The organism is Serratia sp. J2, assembly GCF_046269175.1.
In the GTDB taxonomy this organism is placed as follows: domain Bacteria; phylum Pseudomonadota; class Gammaproteobacteria; order Enterobacterales; family Enterobacteriaceae; genus Chania; species Chania fonticola_C.
In genome coordinates this window covers 46,044-67,116 of the sequence record NZ_JBKABN010000004.1, presented here as the reverse complement: position 1 = coordinate 67,116, position 21,073 = coordinate 46,044, and the positions used below count along the sequence as shown (strand labels likewise).

At 52.3% G+C, this 21,073-nt stretch carries 17 protein-coding genes; 12 read left to right on the top strand and 5 right to left on the bottom strand.

The window, feature by feature from the left end; translation table 11 throughout:
• Nucleotides 1–89: 89 nt before the first annotated feature.
• The gene (gene nifJ / locus ACKWMY_RS05585) at nucleotides 90–3,623 is read right to left on the bottom strand and encodes a pyruvate:ferredoxin (flavodoxin) oxidoreductase (RefSeq protein WP_409486015.1); all 3,534 of its coding nucleotides are present in this window, start codon (nucleotides 3,621–3,623) and stop codon (nucleotides 90–92) included.
• Between the two features lie 250 nt (nucleotides 3,624–3,873).
• Between nifJ and ACKWMY_RS05580 the strand changes: the two genes are divergently transcribed.
• Nucleotides 3,874–4,206: an SMR family transporter gene (locus ACKWMY_RS05580; protein WP_021806525.1), complete on the top strand. Its 333-nt coding sequence runs from the start codon at nucleotides 3,874–3,876 to the stop codon at nucleotides 4,204–4,206.
• A 251-nt stretch (nucleotides 4,207–4,457) separates the two neighbouring features.
• Complete coding sequence (locus ACKWMY_RS05575) at nucleotides 4,458–4,715, top strand: DUF333 domain-containing protein (RefSeq protein ID WP_074029170.1); 258 nt, start codon at nucleotides 4,458–4,460, stop codon at nucleotides 4,713–4,715.
• Between the two features lie 38 nt (nucleotides 4,716–4,753).
• Here ACKWMY_RS05575 and hslJ read toward each other — a convergent pair whose 3' ends face one another.
• The gene (hslJ, locus tag ACKWMY_RS05570) at nucleotides 4,754–5,185 is read right to left on the bottom strand and encodes a heat shock protein HslJ (protein ID WP_074029168.1); all 432 of its coding nucleotides are present in this window, start codon (nucleotides 5,183–5,185) and stop codon (nucleotides 4,754–4,756) included.
• Nucleotides 5,186–5,246: 61 nt separating this feature from the next.
• On the bottom strand, nucleotides 5,247–6,239 hold the full coding sequence (locus ACKWMY_RS05565; protein WP_024486550.1) for a 2-hydroxyacid dehydrogenase: 993 nt from the start codon (nucleotides 6,237–6,239) through the stop codon (nucleotides 5,247–5,249).
• 267 nt (nucleotides 6,240–6,506) lie between these two features.
• Between ACKWMY_RS05565 and ACKWMY_RS05560 the strand changes: the two genes are divergently transcribed.
• The 3 genes from ACKWMY_RS05560 to ACKWMY_RS05550 are packed head-to-tail and all read left to right on the top strand — an operon-like array spanning nucleotide 6,507 to nucleotide 9,645.
• Nucleotides 6,507–9,119, top strand: a complete 2,613-nt coding sequence (locus tag ACKWMY_RS05560; protein ID WP_409486014.1) for a YdbH family protein — start codon at nucleotides 6,507–6,509, stop codon at nucleotides 9,117–9,119.
• Nucleotides 9,116–9,313, top strand: a complete 198-nt coding sequence (locus ACKWMY_RS05555) for a YnbE family lipoprotein (protein ID WP_024531400.1) — start codon at nucleotides 9,116–9,118, stop codon at nucleotides 9,311–9,313. Before ACKWMY_RS05560 ends, ACKWMY_RS05555 begins: the two co-directional genes overlap by 4 nt.
• An 8-nt stretch (nucleotides 9,314–9,321) precedes the next feature.
• Nucleotides 9,322–9,645 carry a YdbL family protein gene (locus tag ACKWMY_RS05550; protein ID WP_074029164.1) on the top strand — a complete coding sequence of 108 codons (324 nt, stop codon included), beginning with the start codon at nucleotides 9,322–9,324 and terminating at the stop codon, nucleotides 9,643–9,645.
• 118 nt (nucleotides 9,646–9,763) lie between these two features.
• On the opposite strand, the gene azoR is transcribed toward ACKWMY_RS05550, so the two are convergent.
• Nucleotides 9,764–10,369: an FMN-dependent NADH-azoreductase gene (azoR, locus tag ACKWMY_RS05545; protein ID WP_024530177.1), complete on the bottom strand. Its 606-nt coding sequence runs from the start codon at nucleotides 10,367–10,369 to the stop codon at nucleotides 9,764–9,766.
• A gap of 313 nt (nucleotides 10,370–10,682) precedes the next feature.
• Between azoR and hrpA the strand changes: the two genes are divergently transcribed.
• The gene (gene hrpA, locus ACKWMY_RS05540) at nucleotides 10,683–14,570 is read left to right on the top strand and encodes an ATP-dependent RNA helicase HrpA (RefSeq protein ID WP_409486013.1); all 3,888 of its coding nucleotides are present in this window, start codon (nucleotides 10,683–10,685) and stop codon (nucleotides 14,568–14,570) included.
• Here the strand turns inward: hrpA and ACKWMY_RS05535 are convergent.
• Nucleotides 14,555–15,691: an MFS transporter gene (locus ACKWMY_RS05535; RefSeq protein ID WP_409486012.1), complete on the bottom strand. Its 1,137-nt coding sequence runs from the start codon at nucleotides 15,689–15,691 to the stop codon at nucleotides 14,555–14,557. The two genes, hrpA and ACKWMY_RS05535, sit on opposite strands and share 16 nt — an antisense overlap.
• Nucleotides 15,692–15,785: 94 nt before the next feature.
• Between ACKWMY_RS05535 and ACKWMY_RS05530 the strand changes: the two genes are divergently transcribed.
• The 6 genes from ACKWMY_RS05530 to ACKWMY_RS05505 all read left to right on the top strand — a co-directional run bounded on the left by ACKWMY_RS05530 (nucleotide 15,786) and on the right by ACKWMY_RS05505 (nucleotide 21,063).
• The gene (locus ACKWMY_RS05530; RefSeq protein WP_409486011.1) at nucleotides 15,786–16,571 is read left to right on the top strand and encodes an AraC family transcriptional regulator; all 786 of its coding nucleotides are present in this window, start codon (nucleotides 15,786–15,788) and stop codon (nucleotides 16,569–16,571) included.
• A 217-nt stretch (nucleotides 16,572–16,788) separates the two neighbouring features.
• The gene (gene hxsD / locus ACKWMY_RS05525; RefSeq protein WP_409486010.1) at nucleotides 16,789–17,100 is read left to right on the top strand and encodes a His-Xaa-Ser system protein HxsD; all 312 of its coding nucleotides are present in this window, start codon (nucleotides 16,789–16,791) and stop codon (nucleotides 17,098–17,100) included.
• Nucleotides 17,097–18,491 (top strand): His-Xaa-Ser system radical SAM maturase HxsB, encoded by a 1,395-nt coding sequence (gene hxsB, locus ACKWMY_RS05520; protein WP_409486009.1) that lies wholly within the window; start codon nucleotides 17,097–17,099, stop codon nucleotides 18,489–18,491. Before hxsD ends, hxsB begins: the two co-directional genes overlap by 4 nt.
• Nucleotides 18,484–19,593, top strand: a complete 1,110-nt coding sequence (gene hxsC / locus ACKWMY_RS05515) for a His-Xaa-Ser system radical SAM maturase HxsC (protein ID WP_409486008.1) — start codon at nucleotides 18,484–18,486, stop codon at nucleotides 19,591–19,593. The genes hxsB and hxsC overlap by 8 nt, the downstream gene beginning before the upstream one ends.
• A complete protein-coding gene (gene hxsA, locus ACKWMY_RS05510) occupies nucleotides 19,593–20,186 on the top strand; it encodes a His-Xaa-Ser repeat protein HxsA (protein ID WP_409486007.1) in 594 nt (197 codons plus the stop codon). The genes hxsC and hxsA overlap by 1 nt, the downstream gene beginning before the upstream one ends.
• 430 nt (nucleotides 20,187–20,616) lie before the next feature.
• On the top strand, nucleotides 20,617–21,063 hold the full coding sequence (locus tag ACKWMY_RS05505) for a PTS sugar transporter subunit IIA (protein ID WP_024530171.1): 447 nt from the start codon (nucleotides 20,617–20,619) through the stop codon (nucleotides 21,061–21,063).
• Nucleotides 21,064–21,073: the final 10 nt, after the last annotated feature.

Genomic DNA, 21,073 nt, shown 5'->3' with positions numbered 1-21,073 from the left:
CACGATCATTTGGATGGGCGTAGCACATACAACGCCTCAACATAGTGAACCAGAGCAAAAAAGGGCGCGAAACCGCGCCCTCAACAGAGTTACTCCGAACCTGCCTTCTCCGACTTTCCTGCCAGCAGGCTAAGGAAATCGTATTTCTCCTTCAGCTCTTTTTCTGCTGCTTCATACAACGCAGCGGCAACCTCAGGCTGCTGCGTATTGAGGCGGCGGAAACGCTGTTCCTTGTTCAAGGTCGCCGTCAGCTCACTGTTCGGTGGCCGGGAGTCCAGCGCCAACGCAGCTTTGCCTTCCGCAGTACGACGTGGATCGAAGCGATACAGCGGCCAGAAGCCGGTCGCGGTTAGCTGCCGCATCTGGTCGTGGCTCAGTGCCAGATCGTAACCGTGTTCCTCGCAAGGGCTGTAGGCGATGATCAGGGAAGGGCCAGGGTAGGCTTCTGCCTCCTGAATCGCTTTCACCGTCTGATTAAGCTGCGCACCCAATGAGATCTGCGCAACATACACATGGCCGTACATCATCATGCTGACGCCAAGATCCTTTCGGGCCTTGCGCTTGCCGTGCTCACCAAACTTGGTCACGGCCCCCAGCGGAGTGGCCTTGGATTGCTGCCCGCCGGTATTGGAGTAGCACTGCGTATCCAGCACCAGCACGTTGACGTTTTCCGTCAGGCTCAGCACATGATCCAGACCGCCAAAGCCGATATCGTAAGCCCAGCCGTCACCGCCAATCAGCCAGATAGACTTATCCACCAGATAATCGGCATCGGTGGCTAGTTGACGAGCGTCGTTGCCTGTCACGTTAGCCAACAGGCTACGTAATTCGGCGATCTGCTGGCGGCGCGGGCCGGTGGCGATCTCGTCTGCTTGCAGTGAGGCCACCAACTGAGCGGGTAATTGCGGTGCCAACGTGTCGAGCAGGCGCAATACGCGGCGGCGGTGCTGATCCACCGTCAGGCGGAAGCCCAGACCAAATTCGGCATTATCCTCAAACAGCGAGTTTGCCCAGGCTGGGCCACGGCCGTCGGCGTTGGTGGTGTAAGGTGTGGTGGGCAGGTTACCGCCATAGATAGAAGAACAACCGGTGGCGTTGGCAATCAGCAACCGGTCGCCATACAGCTGAGTCAGCAGCTTGATATATGGCGTTTCGCCACAGCCGGAACAGGCACCCGAATATTCAAACAGCGGAGAAATCAGCTGCGAGGTGCGGATATCGATACGTTCCAACTGCGATGCGTCGATCTCTGGCAGTTGCAGGAAGAAATCATAATGAGCCTTTTCCTCTGCCAGGTGATCGAGGCGAGATGCCATATTGATCGCCTTGATTTCCGGATTCTGGCGATCTTTCGCCGGGCAAACCTCTACGCACAGGTTACAGCCGGTGCAATCTTCAGGGGCGACCTGCAATACATATTTCTGACCGCGCATATCACGGGATTTTACATCCAGCGATTGCAGCGTGGCAGGGGCGTACTCCATGGCTTCTGGCGGAACCACCTTGGCACGAATGGCTGAATGCGGACAGGCCGCGACGCAGTGGTTGCACTGGGTACACAGGTCCGGCTGCCAGATCGGCACTTCTTCGGCGATATTGCGTTTTTCCCACTGCGTGGTGCCCACAGGCCAGGTGCCGTCTGGGGGGAAAGCCGAAACCGGCAGGGTATCGCCCAGCCCGGCCAGCATCACGGCGGTAACGGTTTTGACAAAATACGGTGCGGCGTCGGAAACCACCGGTGGACGTATTGGACTGTTGCTGTCGAGTGGGCGCAGCGGGATTTCCGTCAGCTCACTCAGCGTGGCACCCAAGGCTTGCCAGTTACGTTCGACCACCTCTTGGCCCTTGTTGCTGTAGCTGCGGGCAATCGCTCCCTGTAGTTCCTGCAACGCCACTTCACCCGGCAGGATCTTTGTCAGATGGAAGAAGGCCATCTGCATCACGGTATTGATGCGGGCACCCAAATGACATTCGCGCGCCAGCTTGGCCGCGTTGATGATATACAGTTTTGCCTGGCGCTGATGCAGGATCGCCTGGACCTCTTGCGGCAGGCGCGACCGGACTTCATCCGCGCTATAAGGGGTATTGAGCAGGAAAATGCCGCCAGGTTTTAGCCGCTCCACCATTTGATACTTGTCGATAAACTGCCACTGGTGGCAACCGACAAAGTCGGCGCGGTCGATAAGGTACGCCGAATTGATCGGCTTATCGCTAACCCGCAGGTGTGACACGGTCAGGCCGCCGGCCTTTTTCGAGTCGTAGACAAAGTAGCCTTGGGCAAACATCGGCGTGCTGTTGCCGATAATTTTGATGTTGTTCTTGGTGGCAGAGACCGAACCATCGCTACCCAAACCGTAGAACAGGGCTTCCAGCGAGGCCCGCTGAGGGAGCGTTTCTTCCTGGAGCGGTAGTGAAAGACCGGTAATATCGTCGAAAATGCCCACGGTAAAGCGTGGGCGAGGCTTATCCAGCATCAGCTCACGGAAAATGGCCAACGCACAGTCTGGGCCAAACTCCTTGGAAGACAACCCATAGCGCCCGCCAATCACCCTCGGCATGCTGGCGCGTTCGCCACGGCTAAAGGCTTCTGCCAGCGCAGTCATCACATCCAGGTATAAAGGCTCGGCTAGAGCACCCGGCTCTTTGGTACGGTCAAGCACCGCAATTTTTTGTGCGCTTTCCGGCAGAACGGCGAGCAGATGTTTGGCGGAGAAGGGACGATAAAGCCGGACTTTAAGAACGCCCACTTTTTCACCGCGCGTCAGCAGGTGGTCGATAGCTTCTTCACAGGTGCCGATGGCGGACCCCATCAGGATCACCACGCGTTCGGTCTGCGGGTGGCCGTAATACTCAAACGGCTGATAGCTGCGGCCGGTGATGGCAGCAAACTTGTCCATCGCCTGCTGCACATGTTGGTAGGTATTGTCGTACCACGGATTGGTCGCTTCCCGCGATTGGAAATAGGTATCCGGGTTGGCTGACGTACCGCGTATGACGGGATGATCCGGTGAGAGAGCCCGGCTACGGTGGGCGTCGATGGCGTCCTGCGGCATCATCTGCTGTAGCGTTTCGTCGCTCAGCGGGGCGATCTTGTTGATTTCATGCGAGGTGCGGAATCCATCGAAGAAATGGATGAACGGCAAGCGGCTGTTTAGCGTGGCCGTCTGGGCGATCAGCGCAAAATCCTGCGCTTCCTGCACGTTGCTGGCGCACAGCATGGCACAACCGGTCTGGCGTACGGCCATCACGTCGGAGTGATCGCCAAAGATGGATAATGCATGAGTTGCGACGGTGCGAGCGGCAACGTGGAGGACAAATGGCGTCAGTTCCCCGGCCAGCTTATACAGCGAAGGGATCATCAACAGCAATCCCTGGGACGAGGTGAAGGAGGTGGAAAGCGCGCCGGTTTGCAACGCGCCGTGCACGGTAGCAATGGCTCCGCCTTCGGACTGCATCTCCACCACGTGGGGCACGTCGCCCCAAATGTTCTTCCTGCCGTCACTGGACCAGGCAGCGGTTTGTTCCGCCATGGTCGAACTTGGGGTGATTGGGTAAATGGCAATCACTTCACTGGTGCGATAAGCCACGGAAGCGACAGCGTTATTACCATCTGTAGTTATCATCTGCAGTACCTTTCTGTGCTCACAAAGCTGCAAAAGTCAGCTTCTTATAATCATCAGCAAAGTCTAACAGAGGGGGTTATTTGTGCTTTATCGCATTTGTGTGGCGCACAAAATCTGGATGTAAGGTGATATTTCGTTAAAAAATAATTACTATTTACAGCGTAATGGTAAAGCGTTGCGGCGATGTAACGCTAATTTAATCTCCGCGTATCATATTGATGTAACGCGAAACAGAAAGAAGAAGTTGAAAATGACCGCATTTATCTATTTAGCTATGGCGATTATCGCCGAAGTGATAGCCACCACCTTGTTGAAAGCCTCTGAAGGGTTTACCCGCTTGTGGCCATCGGTGTTTGTAGTGTTGGGTTACGCGGTAGCATTTTGGGGGCTTTCGATGGTGGTAAAAACCATGCCGCTGGGGATTGTCTATGCCATCTGGTCGGGATTGGGGATCGTGCTGGTGTCGATTGCCGCGGTGTTTATTTACCAGCAGAAGCTGGACTTGCCTGCGGTGGTTGGCATGGGGCTGATTATTGCCGGGGTGTTGGTAATTAATCTGCTGTCCAAGTCGGCAGGGCACTGATCGGGAGCAAAATGCTTTCAGGTCAAAAAAAAGCCAAATTAATGGCTAATCATATTTCTATTATTAAGCTAACAAGCTAGATTACTAAAGTTGTCTTTCCGGTTGCCGCTTGTTGAAGAAATGAATAGGCGGCAACTTGAAGCTCAACGGGTGGACATCAAAGATAACCAAACGGGCCCATCGTTCCAGTGGCTCGGGTTATCAGCAATGGCAAAATTACACAGCATCGTTTCGGTTCAGGGGTACGAATAATGATCACAGCAAAATGGCTGCTTGCCGGCGCCATACTCTCTTTGGCTGCCTGCAGCAGCAATAACAACCAAGAACCACAGCAGATCGCCACCAGTGCCAATATTGGTGCGATACCTACCAGCGAAAGCTGTGCCAGCGTGGGCGGAGTAACCACCATTGCCCATTCGCTCAACGGCGATACGCTCAGAATGTGCCAGATGCCGAACGGCAAACAGTGCGAAGAGTCAGCGCTGGGCCGTGGAGCCTGTGCACGTTGAGTTTGTACCGGGCTAATGGCTAGCCCGGTAATGCCAACTTAATTGACCCAGTCTTTCAGGGTATACACCAGTTGGTGATCGCTGCCGCTCAGGGTCAGCTGTTGGCCATTGAGCGAGACTTTTGCACCGTTAGCCAACAGCGTGCCGATGGTTTGATCCCATTGGTTACGTTGTGGATCTGCGCACATCATGCGGGTCGTGGCGAGGTTTTTCACCGTCAGCACGCCGTTCTCTAACTGGCCCTGGCCGAAGAAACGGTTGCACATCGATCCGGAAATATTCATTTTCTCGCCGAACTCGATGCTCGGGCCGCTGCCTTGTTTTGCCTCAACCGCCACACCATCCACGCTTTGCAACACAAAGTTATGATGCAGCAGATCGCTTTCTACTACGGTGTGTTGTTTGGTTTGAGCGGAACCACAGCCAGCCAATAGCGCACAAGCCATGGCTAAAGGGATCAGTTTTTTCATTATTACGAACCTGTTTAGGTTTTGTCGGAAGAGTTAGGGGCGCTAAGCGCGCCCCAAAGTATCAGGCATTAAGCTGATTAGGGCAGGCTTCACCCCGCGCAAGCTGTTCAATATTTTTCAACGTAGTTTGCGAAATACTGGTCAACGCCTCTTCCGTCAGGAACGCCTGATGGCCGGTAAACAGCACGTTATGGCAGGCGGACAGGCGGCGGAAAACGTCATCCTGGATCACATCGTTGGATTTGTCTTCAAAGAACAGGTCGCGTTCGTTCTCGTATACGTCCATCCCCAGCGCACCAATCTTTTGCTGTTTGAGGGCATCGATAGCGGCGGAAGAGTCGATCAAGGCACCGCGACTGGTGTTAATCACCATCACGCCGTCCTTCATCATGGAGAACGCGTCCGCATTCAGCAGGTGATGGTTTTCCGGCGTTAACGGGCAGTGCAGGGTGATCACATCCGCCTGGGCATACAGCGTTTTAAGATCGACATATTCGGCACCCAGCTCTAACGCTTGCGCGCTTGGGTAGGGGTCGTAGGCCAAGAGCTTCATGCCAAAGCCTTTCAGAATACGCATGGTAGCTACGCCGATCTTACCGGTGCCAATCACCCCGGCAGTGCGGTTATGCATATTGAAGCCGATCAGCCCTTCCAGCGAGAAGTTGGCATCACGGGTGCGTTGATAGGCCCGATGAATGCGGCGGTTCAGGCACATCATCATACCCACGGCGTGTTCGGCTACGGCTTCAGGTGAATAAGCCGGAACGCGCACCACCTTGATACCCAGCTCTTTCGCCGCATCCAGATCGACGTTATTGAACCCGGCACAACGCAGGGCGAGGATTTCAACCCCAAGCGCTGCCAACTCTTCCAGCACTTCCCGGCTGCCGTCGTCATTGACGAAGATGCATACGGCCTTACAGCCGATAGCCGTTTTGGCGGTTTTCTTGCTTAGCAGAAAGTCGAAAAACTCCAGCTCATAACCAAACTGCTGATTTACCAATTCAAGATACTTACGGTCATACTGTTTGGTGCTGTAAATCGCCATTTTCATCGTGGTTTCTCCCGCGTGATTATGTGATCAAATTAACATATTTTGCCAAATACGACAATGGTTTAGCGTCCTATGGCGGCAGCGCTCATTTAGGGTTTTATGCTGATAATCAGTGTATTAGCCGCTTACCGTATTCACCGGATAAATATCAAAAATGAGAAACCTGCTCTATAAATGATGAGATGGGTTCACCTTCACCTGCCAGGGGATCCGTGTCATCATTGCACCTGGCTAATCGATGTTAATCAGGAACTAAACCTGCGCTTAATGACAAAGAGATTAAAAGTATTCGTAGCGATCGTGGCGGGCATCATCCTGTTGATCATCGCGCTGTGGCAAACCCTGCCTCGTTGGTTGCCGCGTGTGATAGCCCCTTGGTTACCGCAGGGTAGCCAGTTGGTCTTGCAAGGGCCCTTGCGTTGGCAGCAGGGGGCGTTGCATCTTGATGGGCTGAAGTTCAGCGCCCAAGGCTGCGCCATCGCCAATGTCAGTGAACTGCAACTCGCCTACCAAATGGGCAGTTGGCATTTAAAGGGTGAACGAGCGGACGTAGATACCGCCTGCCTGTCAAAATTGCCCGCCTCCGAGGGGGACAGCGCGCCGTTAGCGCTAGACCAACTGCAAGCGATGCTGCCGCCATTTGATCTGAACATCAATCTTCTCACGCTCACCCCATGGCAAGCTTATGCCGGTAAATTGCAGCTGTCATCTGTGGCCACTGGCCAACGGTTGCATTATCAAGGCAAGAACGTCATCGCTGAGGCGCAACTGGATGAACATCAACAACTGACGATAAACAAGCTCAGCATTACGCCACCCAACAGCACGGCTCCGGTACAACTGACGGGCAAAGTCACCGTACCGCTGGATATGGACAGTTTGCCAACCCAGGGGGCGTTGCAAGGTGAGATACAAACCGCCTATCTGGAAAAACCCTTGCTGCTGGATTTACATTGGCAACAGCAGCAGGGGGTGTTGACCCTGACGGAAAAGGGCAGCGACCAACCGTTGGCTACGCTCCCTTGGGCACTAACGCCAAAACAGATCAGCATCGAAAAAGGGGAATGGCGTTGGCCTTACCTGGAGCAACCGCTCAGAGGTGGTTTAAATGTGGCGTTGCATGATTGGAGCCAGGGGTTTGACGAAACCCAAATTACCGCGCGTTTGAACGTGATCACCGCAGGGCACAACGGCAAGGGCAACGCGGTGCTGACGTTGGGGCCAGGTAGCCTGAGCCTGACCAACAGCGATCTGGGATTCCAGCTTACCGGGCAGGCAAACCTGGCCAATCTCTCGTTTACGGCGTCAATCCCCGGCATTATCAGCGGCTCGATCCTTAACCCAACGCTGGTGCTACAGCCGGGATCTTTACTGCGCGCCTGGGGTAGCCCGGCACCGGACATGAAGCTGGAAGAGGCTCGGCTGCCGCTGGCTGGAGTAAAAGTCACAGCGCTTGGGATCACAGGCCGTTTGCAGGCAATTATCAGCGCCAGCGAAAGTTACTGGGGGCGCTTCAAGCTGCATCTGGACGGCCAGGCACAAGATTTCTGGCCAGACCATGGTCAGTGGCAATGGCGCTCTTGGGGGAACGGCAAGTTGCCACCGCTGCAGGCCGCCTGGGATGTTGCAGGCAGTGGGCGTTGGCAGGACACCAGCATCACCCTGGATCGTCTTTCCACTGGTTTTGATCGGTTAAAATACGGCATGGTCACGGTTGCGACGCCACGCATGACACTCAGCCAGCCGATCCAGTGGCAGCGGGATGTCAAAGCACCGAGCCTTACCGGCGGCGTGCAACTGGTGGCTGACAAAACCAGTTTTGGTGCAGGCAGTTATTTGCCGCCTTCGGTGCTGGATTTACAGTTGCAAGGTACGGGGCCAGACAGTTTTCAATGGCAAGGCGCGTTGCAGGCCGAGCAGATTGGGCCAATCAAGTTGCGTGGCCGCTGGGATGGTGAGCGTCTGCGTGGTGAAGGCTGGTGGCCAAAACAGTCATTAACGGTATTCCAACCGCTGATTTCACCCGATCTGAACATCAAACTGCGCGCAGGTGAGTTCTATGCACAATCGGCATTCTCGGCGGCGCGAGTGCAGGGATTTGAAGCTGGTGGCCACTGGGTGGTGCGCAATGGCGGCATGTGGCTGCAAGATGGCGAATTGAGCGGTCTGGACTTTGTCTTGCCCTATCGGTTTAACAACCACCTGTGGCAGCTTGGGGCCAAAAGGCCGATCATGCTGCGCATCAAATCCATCAAGACGCTGTTTGAGATGCAGAATATTACCGCCGATCTGCAAGGTACCTATCCCTACAGCGAGGCGTATCCGTTGACGTTGAGCAATATCGGCGTGGATATGCTGAACGGTCATATCAGCCTGTCGGCATTACGTATGCCGCAGCATGATGCGGCGGTGCTCAAACTGGAGAAAATCGACCTCAGTGCACTGTTTACCGCGCTCAAACCGAAGCAGTTCGCCATGTCTGGCCGCATCAACGGAGAGCTACCGCTCTTCCTGAACCACCCAAAATGGCTGGTACAAAACGGCTGGATCGCCAATGCGGGGGTCATGACGCTGCGGCTGGATAAAGATATGGCAGATGCCATTGGCAGCAATAACTTAGCCACCGGTGCTGCTATCGACTGGCTACGCTACATGGAAATCAACCGTTCAAAGGCGCGGGTCGATCTTGATAACCTCGGCGAGCTGACGCTAAAGGCACATATCGATGGCGTAAATCCGCAGAAAAGTGCCAAGCGTGAGGTTATCCTTAACTATAGCCATCAGGAAAACGTGTTTCAGCTGTGGCGCAGCCTGCGCTTTGGCGACAATTTACAAGAGTGGCTGGAGCAGGCGCTCTCTAAACCCGAGGAACAACGATGAAGAACGCGACCATACCATTGCTGGTAGCCGTGTTGGGCGCATCCTTGCTGAGCGGTTGCGTACCGCGCATTGAGGTGGCGACGCCTAAAGATCCCATTACCATCAATATGAACGTCAAAATTGAGCATGAGATCCATATCAAAGTAGATAAGGACGTTGAGAACCTGTTGAAAGACCAAAGTGGTCTGTTCTAGGAGCCCGCATGAAAAAACATTATCTGTGGTTGATTGCCGCCGGTTGGTTATTCAGCGGGATGGTTCAGGCGTTGACGCTGGATGAAGCCAAGCAGCAGGGGCGGGTGGGCGAAACGCTCAGTGGATATATCGCTCCGGTGAAGCAGGACGCAGAGACCCAGGCGTTGGTGAAAAAAATCAATGCCGGCCGTGCCGAGAAATACCAACAGGTGGCTGCAAGCAATCATATCGCTATCGATGAAGTCGCGCGAATGGCCGGGCAGAAGCTGGTGACACGAGCGCCTGCGGGGGAGTATGTCCGCGGGATTAACGGCCAGTGGTTGCAGAAATAAAAAAAGCGCGCCCTAGGGCGCGCAACGGAATTTAAACGGCTTATTGTCATGAGGGTAAAACGGATTTTGCAGGTGTGTGACTTACCAGAGCGCAATCTCTACGCCCTGGCATCGCTATTTAAGCGGCGATCACTTCGGCCAGTAACGCTTTGGCATCGGCCTGGGCTTTGGTCGCAACGTCTGGGCCGTAGGCAATCCCTTCGGCAAAGACAAACTCAATGTCGGTAATGCCGATAAAGCCCAGGAACAGACGCAGGTAAGGTTCTACCAGGTCGGTCGGGGTGCCTTTATGGATGCCGCCACGGCTGGTCAGAATGATGGCGCGTTTGTTTTTTACCAAGCCTTCCGGGCCGTTCTCGGTGTAACGGAAGGTGACGCCAGCACGGGCAATCAGGTCAAAATAATTCTTCAACTGAGTTGGGATGTTGAAGTTGTACATCGGAGCGGCGATAACGATAGTATCGTTGGCTTGCAGCTCGGCAATCAGTTCGTCTGACAGGGCCAGTGCTTCTTTCTGGCGTGGAGTCAGTGGGGCATCTGAAGGACGCATTGCGCCAACCAGCTCGCCATCCAGCACCGGGATCGGCTGTGCAGCCAGGTCACGCACGGTGATGGTATCGTTGCTGTGAGCATTGGCCCACTGCTCAACGAAGAAATCAGCCAATTGGTTAGACTGAGAATAAGTTGCCAGGATGCTGGATTTTAGAACCAATACTTTGCTCATCGATAATTCCTTTCGTGTTGACTGTGACATCAGGGCTGGTTGCCCGTTGCATGAGGTACACTCTATTCATATTGTTCCAACAGGGATAGCGGAATATTTCGAGATCTACGTTCGATTTTATTGAACAAGAAAACCCAGGCTAAGCGGATGGATTATGGGGAGAAATACCATTGTGGTATCCTGTGCCGCTAAGTCAAAAATCGATAAACCTAATTTAAAAAACGCAGTTATTGGCACCTACACGTCAGCTATAACATCAAACCCTAGTCCCTGACGTTAACTAGTAGCCGCGAAGAAACAAGGAACACCGAACGTGAAATCTACGCTCGCGGCATTGTCATCCCAACTGGGTGATTTGATGCCCCGTGATCAGCAGCGCCTGCAACGCCGGTTGCAAGGTGCGCGCAAAGTCAAAAGCCCCGAAGCTCAACAGGCGGTTGCCGAAGAAATAGCGGGTGATATTGAGCAAGCCTTGCAGAAGGTGCGCTCTCGCGCGGCCTCATGCCCGAAAATCACTTACCCGGAAAGCCTGCCCGTCAGCCAGAAGAAGCAGGACATTCTGGCCGCCATCCGCGATCATCAAGTGGTGATCGTGGCGGGTGAAACCGGCTCAGGCAAGACCACTCAGCTACCGAAAATCTGCCTGGAGTTAGGGCGCGGCGTCAAAGGCCTGATTGGCCACACGCAACCGCGCCGCCTGGCTGCACGCACCGTTGCCGACCGCATTGCCGATGAGCTGGAAACCCCGCTGGGTGGCAGCGTAGGCTATAAGGTGCGCTTCAACGATCAGGTGGGTGAAAATACCCTGGTCAAACTGATGACCGACGGGATCTTGCTGGCCGAAATCCAGCAGGATCGCCTGCTGATGCAGTACGACACCTTGATCATCGATGAGGCGCACGAGCGCAGCCTGAACATCGATTTCATCCTGGGTTACCTGCGCGAACTGTTGCCAAAACGCCCGGACCTGAAGGTGATCATCACCTCGGCCACCATTGATCCGCAGCGCTTTTCTCGCCACTTCAACAATGCGCCGATCATTGAGGTTTCTGGCCGGACTTATCCAGTGGAGGTGCGTTATCGGCCGGTGGTAGACGACGCCGACGATACCGAACGCGATCAGCTTCAGGCCATCTTCGATGCGGTGGATGAACTTGGGCGTGAAGGGCCAGGCGATATTCTGATCTTTATGAGCGGTGAACGTGAAATCCGTGACACCGCTGATGCGCTGACCAAGCTCAATCTGCCTCACACCGAGGTGCTGCCGCTGTATGCCCGCCTGTCCAACAGTGAACAGAATCGGGTGTTCCAGTCGCACCACGGCCGCCGCATCGTGTTGGCGACCAACGTCGCGGAAACCTCGCTGACCGTGCCGGGCATTAAATACGTTATCGACCCAGGTACGGCGCGCATCAGCCGCTACAGCTTCCGTACCAAAGTGCAGCGTTTGCCGATCGAGCCGATTTCGCAGGCTTCGGCCAACCAGCGTAAGGGCCGCTGTGGGCGTGTTTCGGACGGTATCTGCATCCGTCTGTTCTCGGAGCAGGATTTCCTGTCGCGCCCGGCGTTTACCGATCCGGAAATTCTGCGAACCAATCTGGCCTCGGTCATTTTGCAGATGACCTCGCTGGGGTTGGGCGATATTGCCGCGTTCCCGTTTGTCGAAGCGCCGGATAATCGCAATATTCAAGACGGCGTGCGCCTGTTGGAAGAGTTGGGGGCGATCAAAACCGCGGAAAACGGTCACTATCAGCTGACACCGCAGGGCCGTCAGTTAGCGCAGTTGCCAATCGACCCACGTTTGGCACGGATGGTGCTGGAGGCCCAGAAGAGTGGTAGCGTACGCGAGATGATGATCATCACCTCGGCGTTGTCGATCCAGGATCCGCGTGAGCGGCCAATGGATAAGCAACAGGCCTCCGATGAAAAACACCGCCGCTTCGCCGACAAAGACTCCGATTTTATGGCGTTCGTCAACCTGTGGGATTACCTGAAAGAGCAGCAGAAGGAAAACTCTTCCAGCCAGTTCCGCCGCCTGTGCCGCAACGATTTCCTCAACTATCTACGGGTGCGTGAATGGCAGGATATCTACACTCAACTGCGCCAGGTGGTGAAAGAGTTGGGCCTGCCGGTCAACAGCGTGCCTTCGGACTACCGCAGCGTACACACCGCGCTACTGAGCGGCCTGCTTTCGCACATTGGCCAGAAGGATGCGGATAAGCAAGAGTTTACCGGTGCGCGCAACGCCCGTTTCTCCATCTTCCCGGGCTCCGGGTTGTTCAAGAAGCCGCCGAAATGGACGATGGTGGCAGAACTGGTGGAAACCAGCCGCCTATGGGGCCGTATAGCCGCACGGATCGAACCAGAATGGATCGAGCCGATGGCTCAGCACCTGGTCAAACATCATTACAGCGAACCGCACTGGTCCAAATCCCAGGGGGCAGTGATGGCCAGCGAAAAGGTCACGCTGTTTGGGTTGCCGATCGTCGCAGCTCGCCCGGTGAATTACAGCACTATCGATCCGCTGCTGTGCCGTGAACTGTTTATCCGCCATGCGCTGGTAGAAGGTGACTGGCAAACGCGGCACCCGTTCTTCGCTGCCAACCTGAAGCTGCGTGCCGAAGTGGAAGAGCTGGAACACAAATCGCGCCGCCGCGACATTCTGGTGGATGACGAGACCCTGTTCAGTTTCTACGATCAGCGTATTCCCAGCGACGTGGTGTCCGGGCGTCATTTTGACCAATGGTGGAAAATCGCCGGTAAGCAGAATCCTGAGCTGCTCAACTTCGAAAAAGAGATGTTGATCAAGGACGGGGCCAACAAGGTCAGCGCACTGGATTATCCCAACTACTGGTATCAGGGCAACCTCAAGCTGCGCCTGACCTACCAGTTTGAGCCGGGTACCGACGCCGATGGCGTGACTGTGCACATCCCATTGCCGATCCTCAACCAGGTGGAAGAGGCCGGTTTTGAGTGGCAGATCCCCGGTATCCGCCGTGAACTGGTGATCGCGCTGATCAAATCGTTACCTAAGCCGATGCGCCGCAATTTTGTGCCAGCACCGAACTACGCTGAAGCTTTCCTTGCCCGGGCTACGCCGTTGGAAATGCCACTGCTGGATTCGCTGGAGCGTGAGCTACGCCGCATGACGGGTGTGACGGTGTCACGTGAAGATTGGCAGTGGGATCAGGTGCCCGATCATCTGAAAATGACCTTCCGCGTGGTGGGCGAGAAACACAAAACCCTGCGTGAAGGTAAAGATCTGGCCGCGCTGAGGGTCCAGCTCAAAGACAAGGTGCAAGAGACGCTGTCGGCCGTGGCTGATGATGGCCTGGAACAGAGCAATCTGCATATCTGGAGCTTTGGCAAACTGCCCGAATTTTATGAGCAGAAGCGTGGCGGTTACTCGGTCAAGGCTTACCCTGCATTGGTGGACGAAAAAGATAGCGTAGCCATCCGCCTGTTTGACAGCGAGCAGGAGCAGCAACAGGCCATGTGGCAAGGTACGCGCCGTTTGTTGCTGTTAAACATTCCGTCGCCGATCAAATATCTGCATGAGAAGTTGCCGAACAAGGCCAAGCTTGGGCTGTATTTCAACCCGTATGGCAAGGTACTGGATCTGATCGACGACTGTATCTCCTGCGGCATCGACAAGCTGATTGCTGAGCATGGCGGGCCGGTGTGGGCGGAAGAGAACTTTGCCCGGCTGCAAGAGTTGGTACGGGCCGAGCTGAACGAAACCGTGGTGGGCGTGGCCAAGCAGGTGGAACAGATCCTGACGACGGTCTTCAACATCAACAAACGCCTGAAAGGGCGTGTTGATATCTCGTTGGCGCTGGCACTGTCCGATATCAAGGCCCAGCTTAACAGCCTGGTTTACCGTGGCTTTGTCACCAATAATGGTTGGAGCCGCCTGCCGGACACCTTGCGTTATCTGCAAGCGATTGAGCGCCGTCTGGAGAAGCTGGCGATCGATCCGCACCGCGATCGCGCTCAGATGATCCGGGTGGAGCAGGTTCAACAAGCGTGGCAGCAGTGGCTGAACAAGCTGCCGCCAAAACGCCAGCAGGATGAAGAGGTGAAGGCAGTACGCTGGATGATCGAGGAGCTGCGCGTCAGCCTGTTCGCTCAGCAACTGGGCACGCCTTACCCGATTTCTGAGAAGCGTATCTTGCAGACCATCGATCAGCTTTCTGCGTAACCTTTAAGCCTTGCAGAACAGGCGAGGCTTAACAGGCTGCATCCCAGCAGCGTTAACGGCAGGTGCTGGCCCATGGCGGCCAGTGCCAGGCCGCCAGCGATCAGCAGATAATAGAGTAACCCCAATACCGCTCCGGCAGCACCCAGCCGGTTGCGGTAATACTTCAGCGCCTGGCTGAGAATATTGGGAATGGCCAAGCCAAAGGCCACGGTCACCGCCATACAGGGCAGCAAGATCATTAGACTTGCCTGCCAATACCATGCAGCAACAGCGGCCAACAGGGCTAGCAGACTGGCCATTTGGATCTGCCGGTAAGCGCATAATCCTTTTTGCAGAAGGTAACGGTTTGCCGCTGCGCCGCACAGGCTGCCAAAGGCTAAAACAATCCCCGAATAGCCAAACTGCTCGCTGGTCAGCCCCAAGTTCTCAAAAATAAACGGGGCCAGACTGAAGTAGCTGAACGCCATGATGTTAAAGCTCGCAACCAGCAACGCCGAGCACCAGATTTGCTTATCGCGCAGCATCTCCTGCAAACAGGGGAGTAAAGCGATACCGCTGGTGTGTTGGCGGGTTTCTGGCAGCGCTCGCCAACACCAGATCAGCAGCAACAGCGCCAATCCTGCTTGCGCAGAGAAAATGGCCATACGGCCGCCCCAAAACACCAGTATTCCGCCGCTAAACATACCCAACACCGGGCTTATCGACAATGCCATGCCAATTATCGCAAACATCTTTCCTAACGCTTGCCCCTGATAGACATCGCGCAGCATGGTCTGCGTCACCACAGAACCAACGGCGGCACCAAAGGCGATAACGGCGCGCGAGACGATGAGCAACGGGAAAGAAGCGCTCAGCAAAGCCAGCAAGGTCCCGGCCGTATACAACACCAATCCGGCGAGCATGGCGGTTCTACGGCCATATTTGTCGCTGATCGTTCCCCAAAACGCCACGCCAAAAGCGAAGGCTAAAAAATAGACCGATAGCGTGTGGCTGGCCTGCGTGGCATCGATCTGATAATCAAAGCGGATAGCGGTTAACGCCGGGCTATAGAGCGTTTCCAGGATTTGTGGTGCCATGATCATCATGATGATCAGCGGCAGAGGCAGATTTTTGACGGACATAACGTTCTCCCAAATAAGTGTCGCCAGTATAGGGAGATAGCGATTGTTCGATTACAATCATCAGGACAAAAAACAATGAAAATGGGACTGTGGCATGGCGTTGATTTTACAAAATCAGCTTTTTGATCCGGATAGTTACTCCGCTCCGGTGGTGGGGATTAGTGCCGAACTGGCGGATCATGATTCTGGCGAACATCAGCATCAACGAGCCCAGATCCTCTATGCTCCACGTGGTTGTATGACGGTGACGTTAGCCGAAAGCTGGCTGATCCTGCCGCCTACGCGCATTATCTGGATACCGAGCGGCGTGAGGCATCGCGTTCAACTGCGCGGGCTGGTGGCTTACCGCTCGCTCTATTTTGCGGATATAACGATGTTGGCAATGCCGCACAGTGCGGTGTTGGCCGCCAACCCGTTACTGGCAGCGGTGATAGAACGCATCGCACATTGGCCGTTTGACTACGCGCAGCGGCACCCCCAGGCGGAAGATCTGTTGCGAGTCTTGCGCAACGAATTGAGCGTGGCGGAGCAGGAAAATACCAGCTTGATGCTGCCGAGCGATCCTCGTATAGCGGCTTGGATTGACGGCTTAAACGGCGTTGACCAGCTACCCGGGCTGGTGGTATTGGCCAAGGCGATCAATCTCCATCCTAAAACATTAACGCGAATTTTCCTGCGGGAAACCGGGTTGAGCTATCAGCAGTGGTGCCAGCAATGGCGTTTGATGCACGCCATTGAGTTACTGGCGCAATTGCCTTCCGTAAGCGCGGTTGCGCAGCGGCTGGCCTTCTCTAGCGACAGCGCGTTTATCGCCTTTTTCCGCCAGTATACCGGCACCACGCCCAAGCGGTTTATGGCGGGAGGGGAACGAGGTATTTAAATACGTCTCTGCATTTAAGGTTGGTTGGACACGCAGTTTTAGAAACGAAAATTTAAACACTAATGAAAAACATGCAGAAATAATAATTTTCAAAAGTAATTATTTCAAAATCACAGTTTATTGCATGGATTTAGGAACTTTTATGAGATAACTCACGATTATTATAATCAATTGAACGTAATATCAGGCTAGGTAGATAACAAAAAAACACAAAAATATGAATTTAAGGTTTTCTCAAGGCAATGGAGTTGTGAAATTGGAAAAGAGAATAAGGAAAACGCAGCATTCTGAATGGGTTATCAGAAATGCCTTGTATTGGATAACAACCCACTCACGATGGAAAATCGATGAAGGAGAATTTGATTGGGTTATCACGTTCGATACCTTTACTGATGAGTGCCAATTTGAGTTCGCACGACTGCTGAACGACTATCAACTTCGTGAAATACTGTATAAACAAACTGGCCACGTCAGAGCTTCTATCATCGATAGGGTGTTGATCAACATTGACGCGAGGCTTGCTGAATGAAGCTTATGCCGTTTAACTTTGACAGGCTAAGTAATGGCGATGTTTTCATCAGTAACCTGGCTGGTTTTCACCATTTCATCGCTGAAAAAGACTTTCCAGCGTTGATAAAAAGTTCTATTACCGACGATAAATTTGCTAATGAGGTTTTAGAAAGCCAATTATTCCTCACTGAAGAGGATAATCATTCCCTTACGGCCTCCGCCCTGAGTTCTGGCTTTGCTAAACGGCTGATGAGCGACCTGGCCGTAAACCCGATCTTTATGATTGTTCCAACATTAAGATGCGATCACACCTGCAAGTATTGTCAGGTCAGTCGTACTGCGGTAGGGGCTAAAGGGTATGATCTTGACGCAAACTTGATTCCGCTGATCGTCAAACAAATAAAAAGGCTGGCTTCACCCCCTTACAAAATTGAAATACAGGGTGGGGAGCCGTTTCTTCGTTTTGATCTCATACAGTTAATCTATGAGCAGTGTGAACAGACCTTGGGAGACGAAGCTTTTGAAATAGTCATTGCCACGAGCTTGTCTCTACTGGATGCATCGATTATCTCATGGGCTAAGCAGCGCAATATCTCGTTTTCGGTTTCTCTCGATGGTGAGGAAGGTATTCATAACAAAAGCCGCATTCTTGCCGGAAATGTTTCATATACAAAAGCGTCAGATGGAATTCTCAGAATTAAAACCGAGTTAGGAAAGGAGCGAGTATCTACAGTCACTACCGTGACAAAGGAGTTGATCAAAAATCCTTCGTCAATCATCGATGCTCACTTGTCACTAGATTTGACCGATATTTTTGTAAGACCAGTGAGTCCATATGGATTTGCACATCATGACAACTTTTCGTTTTCAATGAGTGAATATTATACGTTCTACAAGACACTCATCGATCAGATTGTCGAGCATAACAAAAAGGGCATTCCGCTTGTTGAACATTCAGCTGCAATACATCTAAAACGGATTTTTAATCCAGGATTCAGCGGTTATGCCGATCTGAAGTCACCCTGTGGTGTGGTTCTGAATTGCATACTGTTTAACTATGATGGCCGTGTCTATGGAAGCGATGAGAGTCGCATGCTGCAGAAAGTTAATCAGGCTGTTGATTTCAGCGCAGGGCGAGTCGCGGACATGTCATTTTCGAAAAGTGATTACTACCGCGCGGTATTAGCATCGTCATTCAACTTTGCACAACCCGGTTGTGACACCTGCGCCTACCAACCTTTTTGTGGTGCGGACCCATGCCAGAACATCAGTGTACAGGGGGAACCCAATGGGGATCGAAGCAGGTCCACGTTTTGTCATTATCATAAAGGCATGTTCCGTTTTTTGATGAATGCCCTAGCGGAAAATGGGGATATCGCACACGTATTGAAGGGATGGGTGTATGCCTGAAGTTATCAGGAACGATATTTTTAGCTATCAAAGTGAAGGGATGGTGACGCCAGGCTTCTACCGATTATGCAAGGCCAAGCCAGAAAACCCTCAATTTTACCTACCTAACTTGTTGGTAACTGCCGAGAGCCTGACAGGCCAACATGAGCCTTTTTACTCAGCTTGTATTACCAGCAAAAACCTTTTTCAATCAATTGAAAACGGTGATATTGCGATCGTTAACAACGGCAATATGCTGCGTGTCATTTTATCGCGAAAAGCCAATCACAATACGGTTTTGGTTACTGAGCGCTGCAATAACCAGTGTTTATTTTGTTCACAGCCCCCTAAGCGGGTAAACGATGACTGGTTACTGACTCAATCTGCATTGGCTATTGCCGCTTTCAATCATGATGGTGTAATCGGGGTCAGTGGAGGGGAGCCTTTATTATATGGTGATCAATTCTTGGCTTTCCTCGATTTTCTTATCGAGAACGTCCCTGAAACGTCATTGCATGTGTTAACTAACGGTCGGAGGCTTTCCGATAGCCACTTCGCCAAACAGATTAAGCAAAGATGTGAAAGTTTAAATATCACTTTTGGTATCCCTTTATATTCATCTCGCCAAAGCGTTCATGATCATCTGGTTGGTAGCAGCGGAGCCTTTGATGAAACCGTTCGCGGATTAATTAATGCTGGGAATTTGGGTGTAAATATCGAATTGCGATTTATACCCACCAAAGCGAATTATCGTGATTTACCTCATCTCGTTGAATATGTTGGACGTGTATTTTCAAATGTCAATCAGTTCTCAATTATGGGGCTGGAGCCAGTGGGATGGGCAAGAAGTAATTGGAATGGATTGTTTACGTCACCTGAGGTTTATTCAAGCTATCTGAAGGAGTCTGTTGAGACGGCATCCCGATCAGGGCTCAATGTAGTGATTTTTAACTATCCTTTATGTCATTTACCCAGTGAGTTATGGTGTTACGCTGTCCAGTCAATTTCTGATTGGAAAAATTTTTATCCACAAGAGTGCGAGTCATGCAGCAAAAAGTCACTTTGTGCTGGTTATTTTAGCTCGTCAAAAGGGCGTTTCCATCAATTACCGAGACCTATATAATGAAAAAAATCAACTTTGCAGCATTGCTTCCAGGTTTTTTGGCATTAAATAATTCTGTATGGGCAAATGATTCAGCGACTGAGATCGGGAATATTTCAAATATGTCTCTCAACGAGCATGATTTGATTCTGGCTCCATTGAATACGGATGTTCCGTTTTATATCGCGGGCCATCGTAGCCATAGTTCGCATCGAAGTCATAGTTCGCACCGTTCTTCTTCTGGTGGCGGTTACAGTACGCCTTACTATCCGAAAGCGGTGATCACGCCCGCACCAAGCACGAGTTCGGGTACAAGTTCATCTGTGCGTTCATTCAGTTCCAATAATGAAGCGTCTACAACGAGGTCTGCTACGGTGACCGGTTCAAATTCTGGAATGGGGGCATTAACGGCGGATAAAGAAAAAAGGCGCAGATTGATCATGAGGGTCCAGTTCGCCTTATTTGATAAAGGTTACTACGATGGTGTCATCGACGGTGTTATGGGGCCTTCAACGCGAAGCGCCTTGAGTTCATACCGTATCGATTATCATCTTCCAGCATCCGAGACCTTGGATAGTCAATTACTTAACTCTCTCGGCATTTTAGCGCGTTAGTCTTGATTGAGTTCATCGCAGGCGGCTCGCCTGCGAGATATCAAGATCGTGGCAAGTTGATGGGATCGATCTTGAGAGCTTATAACAATGGACTTGCGTGAACTCTGTTGCTGGGCACGAAGCCTGGCTGATGGGAATGCGGTATGGTGTGAAATGAGCAGCGATTTGCAATGCCACTAATGTGATTTATATCACGAAATATATATTATTATTAAATAATTTAAATGCAATAACGATCACATTTATTCTATTGACAATACCATATTTTTAAAATAATCATCATTTTTTTGTGAGCCAGATCTTCAATTGCAATGTATTTTACATTAAAAGTGATTTCAATCACGAAATAGCATCGAATTGCGTTTCCCGTTATTACTCCATAAGCTGCAAAGCAATTCCCAATCCTCTTGGAATAACGATAGGAAAAAACATGAATGGATTGATAGATTACTTCCCGGAAAATGCATTTACCGTTCACCAGCAAGATTGCGACTGGCAGCAGGCTATTGATTTATCGATGCGCTGTCTGCTGGAAAATAATATCGTTGAGCCGCGTTATGTGGCGGCAATAAAACACAGCACGCAAAATAATGGCGCATATTATATTCTTACGCCGGAAGTGGCTATGCCCCATGCACGTCCGGAAGAAGGGGCTTTGGGCACGGCATTAACCCTAACGGTATTGCCTAAGGGGGTTTATTTCAATGATGACAATCCACAGGTGAAAGTGTTAATTGGCCTGGCGGCGAAAGATGCCGACAGCCATATCAATGCTATCCAGCTATTGAGTGAAATGTTCTGTGATGACCAGGCAATTAAACAGCTTACTCATGCAGCTAAGATATCAGAAATAAAAGAAATCATTCAGCGCTTCTGATTTTACACAC

Coding starts and splice junctions, on each gene's coding strand:
- hxsB (WP_409486009.1), top strand. CDS start 17,097: ATGAAGCTTATGCCGTTTAACTTTGACAGGCTAAGTAATGGCGATGTT.
- hslJ (WP_074029168.1), bottom strand. CDS start 5,185: ATGAAAAAACTGATCCCTTTAGCCATGGCTTGTGCGCTATTGGCTGGC.
- hxsC (WP_409486008.1), top strand. CDS start 18,484: ATGCCTGAAGTTATCAGGAACGATATTTTTAGCTATCAAAGTGAAGGG.
- nifJ (WP_409486015.1), bottom strand. CDS start 3,623: ATGATAACTACAGATGGTAATAACGCTGTCGCTTCCGTGGCTTATCGC.
- ACKWMY_RS05565 (WP_024486550.1), bottom strand. CDS start 6,239: ATGAAAATGGCGATTTACAGCACCAAACAGTATGACCGTAAGTATCTT.
- ACKWMY_RS05505 (WP_024530171.1), top strand. CDS start 20,617: ATGAATGGATTGATAGATTACTTCCCGGAAAATGCATTTACCGTTCAC.
- hxsD (WP_409486010.1), top strand. CDS start 16,789: ATGAATTTAAGGTTTTCTCAAGGCAATGGAGTTGTGAAATTGGAAAAG.
- azoR (WP_024530177.1), bottom strand. CDS start 10,369: ATGAGCAAAGTATTGGTTCTAAAATCCAGCATCCTGGCAACTTATTCT.
- ACKWMY_RS05560 (WP_409486014.1), top strand. CDS start 6,507: ATGACAAAGAGATTAAAAGTATTCGTAGCGATCGTGGCGGGCATCATC.
- ACKWMY_RS05530 (WP_409486011.1), top strand. CDS start 15,786: ATGGCGTTGATTTTACAAAATCAGCTTTTTGATCCGGATAGTTACTCC.
- ACKWMY_RS05550 (WP_074029164.1), top strand. CDS start 9,322: ATGAAAAAACATTATCTGTGGTTGATTGCCGCCGGTTGGTTATTCAGC.
- hxsA (WP_409486007.1), top strand. CDS start 19,593: ATGAAAAAAATCAACTTTGCAGCATTGCTTCCAGGTTTTTTGGCATTA.
- ACKWMY_RS05535 (WP_409486012.1), bottom strand. CDS start 15,691: ATGTCCGTCAAAAATCTGCCTCTGCCGCTGATCATCATGATGATCATG.
- ACKWMY_RS05575 (WP_074029170.1), top strand. CDS start 4,458: ATGATCACAGCAAAATGGCTGCTTGCCGGCGCCATACTCTCTTTGGCT.
- ACKWMY_RS05555 (WP_024531400.1), top strand. CDS start 9,116: ATGAAGAACGCGACCATACCATTGCTGGTAGCCGTGTTGGGCGCATCC.
- ACKWMY_RS05580 (WP_021806525.1), top strand. CDS start 3,874: ATGACCGCATTTATCTATTTAGCTATGGCGATTATCGCCGAAGTGATA.